A 654-nucleotide genomic window follows, 5' to 3' on the forward strand; every position below is an offset into this window, starting at 1 on the left:
CCAGCCGACGTCCGCGAAGACGCGGGTCCCGCGGCTCGCCGCCTGCGCGATCCAGGGTGCCCGCTTGCCGGGGACCAGCGAGGCGACGGCCGCTCTGGCGTGCGGCGGGGAGGCGGGGGCGGGTTCCTCGGGGGGCGGTTCGTGGCCGTGGGAGACCATCGTGCGCTCGCCCTCGTACGCCATCGAGACCGTGACCGGGGAGTGCCAGCCGGGGACCGTGCGGGACGTGGTCAGGTCGATGCCCTCGCCCTGCTCCAGGGTGTCCCAGCAGTACTCGCCGTAGTGGTCGTCGCCGAAGGCCGCCGCCAGGGACGTCCGCAGGCCGAGGCGGGCCAGGGCGGCGGCCATGTTCGCCACGCCGCCGGGGCTGGAGCCCATGCCGCGGGCCCAGGACTCGGTGCCGCGCACGGGGGCGGAGTCCAGGCCGGTGAAGATGATGTCCAGGAAGACGGTGCCGGTGAGGTAGACGTCCCACGGCGGGTCCGTGGGGGCGCGCCGGGCCGCCAGGGGGTCGACCTGGGCCTGGCGTGGGTGTCGGTGGTGTCCCTCTCCGGTGGACGCGGTCACGGTGTGCTCCCTGACGTGGTGCCGATTCGGCCAGTGTGCACCACGGGGCTGACAACGAGGGCTGCGTCGGGGGTTCGGGGGTGGGTG

General features: G+C 75.1%; 1 protein-coding gene. It reads right to left on the reverse strand.

The features are described 5' to 3' along the window. A partial coding sequence (locus BZL64_RS38835) for a carbohydrate kinase family protein (protein ID WP_244205819.1) occupies positions 1-567 on the reverse strand: 567 nt, incomplete at its 3' end. Positions 568-654: the final 87 nt, after the last annotated feature.

It is taken from the genome of Streptomyces bobili, from assembly GCF_002154575.1.
In the GTDB taxonomy this organism is placed as follows: domain Bacteria; phylum Actinomycetota; class Actinomycetes; order Streptomycetales; family Streptomycetaceae; genus Streptomyces; species Streptomyces bobili.